This window comes from Actinoplanes sp. NPDC049118 (assembly GCF_040648555.1).
GTDB lineage: Bacteria > Actinomycetota > Actinomycetes > Mycobacteriales > Micromonosporaceae > Actinoplanes.
Genome location: NZ_JBEZDY010000068.1, coordinates 1 through 4,106, shown reverse-complemented (window position 1 = coordinate 4,106; position 4,106 = coordinate 1). Strand labels below are relative to the sequence as shown.

The following is a 4,106-nucleotide window of genomic DNA, read 5'->3' as shown; positions in this document are numbered from 1 at the left end:
CGGTAAACCGGGAAACGCTCGTACAGGTCACGGCCCATCCCGAGACGCTGGGAACCCTGGCCGGTGAACATGAACGCGGTGCGGCCGCCGCGGGCCTCGCCCTCGATCACGGCGTCGCCGAGCAGGACCGCGCGGTGCGGGAACTCCGCGCGGGTGGTGGCCAGCGACCAGCCGACGTCGGCCGGGTGCTCGTCGCGCACGGCGGCGAGGCGGGCGATCTGGTCGCGCCGGGCCTGCGGGGTCCTGGCGGAGACCGGCCACGGCACGATCTCGCCGGTGTCCGGGCGCTGCGCGGCGGCCGCTGCCGCGGCGGGCTGTTCGATGATGACGTGGGCGTTGGTGCCGCTGATGCCGAACGACGAGACACCCGCACGCCGCCGCTCCGACGGCGGCCAGGCCAGGTTCTCCCGGGCCAGGGACACCGCGCCCGCGTCCCAGTCCACGAAGGATGAGGGCGCGTCCACGTGCAGCGTCCGGGGCACCACCCCGTGGCGCATCGCCATCACCATCTTGATCACGCCGGCGACACCGGCGGCGGCCTGGGTGTGCCCGATGTTGGACTTCACCGACCCCAGATAGACCGGCACCTCCCGGTCCTGGCCGTACGTCGCCAGCAATGCCTGCGCCTCGATCGGATCACCAAGGGTGGTGCCGGTGCCGTGCGCCTCCACCACGTCGACCTGGTCGACGGCAAGACCCGCGTTTGCCAGCGCGGCGCGGATCACCCGCTGCTGCGACGGGCCGTTCGGCGCCGTCAAACCGTTCGACGCACCGTCCTGATTCACCGCCGAGCCCCGGATCACCGCGAGGACCCGATGCCCGTTGCGCACCGCGTCGGAGAGGCGCTCCAGGACCACAACACCGACGCCTTCGCCCCAGCCGACCCCGTCGGCGGCGTCCGCGAACGGCTTGCACCGGCCGTCGGCCGACAGACCACCCTGGCGGGAGAACTCCACAAAGGTCTGCGGGGTCGACATCACGGTCACACCACCGGCGACCGCCAGACCACATTCACCCGATCGCAGCGATTGGGCCGCCAGATGCAGGGCCACCAGCGACGATGAGCACGCCGTGTCGACGGTGACCGCCGGACCCTCGAAGCCGAAGGTGTAGGAGACCCGGCCCGAGGCGATGCTGCCCGCGCTGCCGTTGCCGCGGAAGCCCTCGAAGGAGTCCTCGGTGAGCAGGTTGCCGTAGTCGGCGTACATGACACCGGCGAACACTCCGGTACGGCTGCCGCGCAGCCCATGCGGATCGATGCCGGCCCGTTCGAGGGCCTCCCACGTGGTCTCCAGCAGCAGGCGCTGCTGCGCGTCGGTGGCCAGGGCCTCGCGCGGGCTCATCCCGAAGAACTCCGGATCGAACTCCGCGGCGTCGTGCAGGAAGCCACCATGCCGGGTGTACGACGTGCCGGCAACATCGCGGTCGGCGCTGTACAGCCGGTCCACGTCCCAGCCGCGATCGCCGGGGAACTCCCCCACCGCGTCCACGCCGTCGCGGACCAGGTTCCACAGGTCCTCGGGCGAGCCGACCCCGCCGGGGAAACGGCAACCCATGCCGACGATCACCACCGGATCGTCGGAGACCGGCGAACGTTCCAGGACCGGGCTCACCGGTTCGACACCGAGCAGTTCGTCGCGCAGGTGCCCGGCGAGGGCCAGCACGGACGGGTAGTCGAAGACGGCGGTCGCGGGCAGGCGCAGCCCGGTGGCGGCACCGAGCCGGTTGCGTAGTTCCACCGCGGTGAGCGAGTCGAAGCCGAGGTCCTGGAAGGCCTTGCCGGGGTCGATCCGGCCGGTGTCCGGGTGGCCGAGCACGTGTGCGACCTGGGTGCGGACCAGGTCCACAAGCGTCGCCTCCCGTGCCGCCGGGTCGAGGGCGGCGAGGCGGCGGATCAGGTCGGCGCTGCCGGCGGCGGCGCGGCGGGACGGGCCTCGTACCAGGCCGCGCAGCATCGGCGGGATCTCGTCGCGGAGGCGCAGCGCGGCGGTGTCCAGGCGGACCGGGACGACCACGGCCGGGCCGGCGGCGAGGGCGGCGTCGAAGAGCGCGAGGCCCTGTTCCCCGGTGAGCGGCGGCAGGCCGCTCCGGGTCATCCGGGCCACGTCCTCCTCGGTGAGCTCGGCGGTCATGCCGCCGGAGCGCACCCATGGTCCCCAGGCGAGCGAGGTGGCCACCAGGCCGTTCTCCCGGCGCCATTCGGCGAGGGAGTCCAGGTAGGCGTTGCCGGCCGCGTAGCCGGCCTGTCCGGGGTTGCCGAGCAGCCCGGCGACCGAGGAGAACAGCACGAACGCGTCCAGGTCGAGGTCCTTGGTCGCCTCGTGCAGGTGCCACGCGGCGTCGACCTTGGGCCGCAGCACCGCCTCGACCCGCCCAGGCGTCAGCGACTCGATGACCCCGTCGTCCAGGACACCGGCCGAGTGCACCACCGCACGCAGATCCGCAATGCCCGCGATCAACGCGTCCACCGCCGCCCGGTCGGTCACGTCACACGCGACGACCCGGCCCGGCAGCTCGTCGGCGCCGGGCGTCTCCGGGCCACGACGGCTGACCAGCACCAGATCGGTGACACCCTGCGCGGCCAGATGCCGGGCGACCACCGCGCCCAGGCCGCCGGTGCCGCCGGTGATCAGAACGGTGCCCTCGGCGGGCCAGGCGAACGGCTCGGGACTGCCCGCGATGCGGGCCAGGCGCGGCGCGGTCGCGGCGCCGTCGTGCAGGGCGAGGCGCGGTTCGTCGCTCGCCAGGGCGGTCTCCGGTACGTCGCCGGCGGTCTCGATCAGGCCGAAGCGGCCGGGGTGTTCGGACTGCGCCGAGCGCACCAGGCCGGACACCGCCGCGCCGCCCAGGTCGCCGGGGCGGGTGACGAAGACCAGGCGGCGGTCCGGGTCCGGCTCGTCGGCCAGGAACCGCTGTACGTCGCCGAGCGCTCGCAGGGTCGCCTCGCGGGGGTCCGCGCCGGCCTCGACCACGACGACGGTCGCCGGCCGGGTGGTGTCGGGCAGGCGAACCGGCACCCAGTCCACCCGGTAGAGCGGGTCGCTCGCCCGCCGCGGTGCGCGTACGAGCAGCGAGTCCGCGGAGGCGATCGGGGCGCCGGCCGGGTCGGCCACCGCGATGGCGAAGCCGTCCCCGGTGCGGGTCAGCCGCACCCGTGCGGCGGTCGCGCCGGTGGCGTGCAGTGCCACGCCCTGCCAGGCGAACGGGATGCCGGCCGGAGCGTCGCCGGCGTCCAGCATGAGGGCGTGCAGCGCGGCGTCGAACAGGGCGGGGTGCAGGCCGTAGCGCCCGGCGTCGGTGCCGTCGGGCAGGGCGACCTCGGCGTAGACGTGCTCGCCGTCGCGCCAGGCGGCGCGCAGGCCTTGGAAGGCCGGGCCGTAGCCGAATCCGCCGTCGGCCAGCCGGTCGTAGACGCCGTCGACGCTGACCGGGGTGGCCCCGGCCGGCGGCCAGGCGGCCGCGTCGAAGGCGACCGGGCCGCGGCCCGCGCCGAGCAGGCCGGTGGCGTGCTCGGTCCACGGCACGTCCGGCGCGCCGTCGGGCCGGGAGTGCACCGCCACGGCACGGCGGCCGTCGGCGTCGGCGGCACCGGTCCACACCTGCACCTGCACGGCGCCGCGTTCGGGCAGGACCAGCGGCGCGGCGAGGGTGAGCTCCTCCAGGCCGGGGGTGCCGGCCTCGGCGCCGGCGTGCAGGGCCAGCTCGACCAGGGCGGTGCCGGGCAGCACCACCGTGCCGTGCATCTCGTGGTCGGCCAGCCACGGCTGCGCCTGTGCGGAGAGCCGTCCGGTGTGCAGCAGGGCGTCGGAGCCGGGCAGCGCGATCGCGCCGCTGAGCAGCGGGTGCTCCGCCGCGTCGAGGCCGGGCGCCGCGCCGCCGAGGGTCATGCTTGCGGGCCAGAACCGCTGGTGCTGGAACGGGTAGGTGGGCAGTTCGATCCGGTCGCCGGGTCCGACCACCGCGGCCCAGTCGACGTGCTGACCGGAAACCCAGAGCCGCCCGACCGCGGTAAGCAGCGTGGCGACCTCGTCCCGGTCGCGGCGCATCGCCGGTACACCGTCGTCGACCATCGCCGAAAGCACGGCGTCCGGACCCACCTCCAGGAA

At 74.7% G+C, this 4,106-nt stretch carries 1 protein-coding gene; it reads right to left on the bottom strand.

What is annotated here, in order from left to right; translation table 11 throughout:
* A partial coding sequence (locus AB0B58_RS42185; protein WP_360237009.1) for an SDR family NAD(P)-dependent oxidoreductase occupies positions 1-4,106 on the bottom strand: 4,106 nt, incomplete at both ends.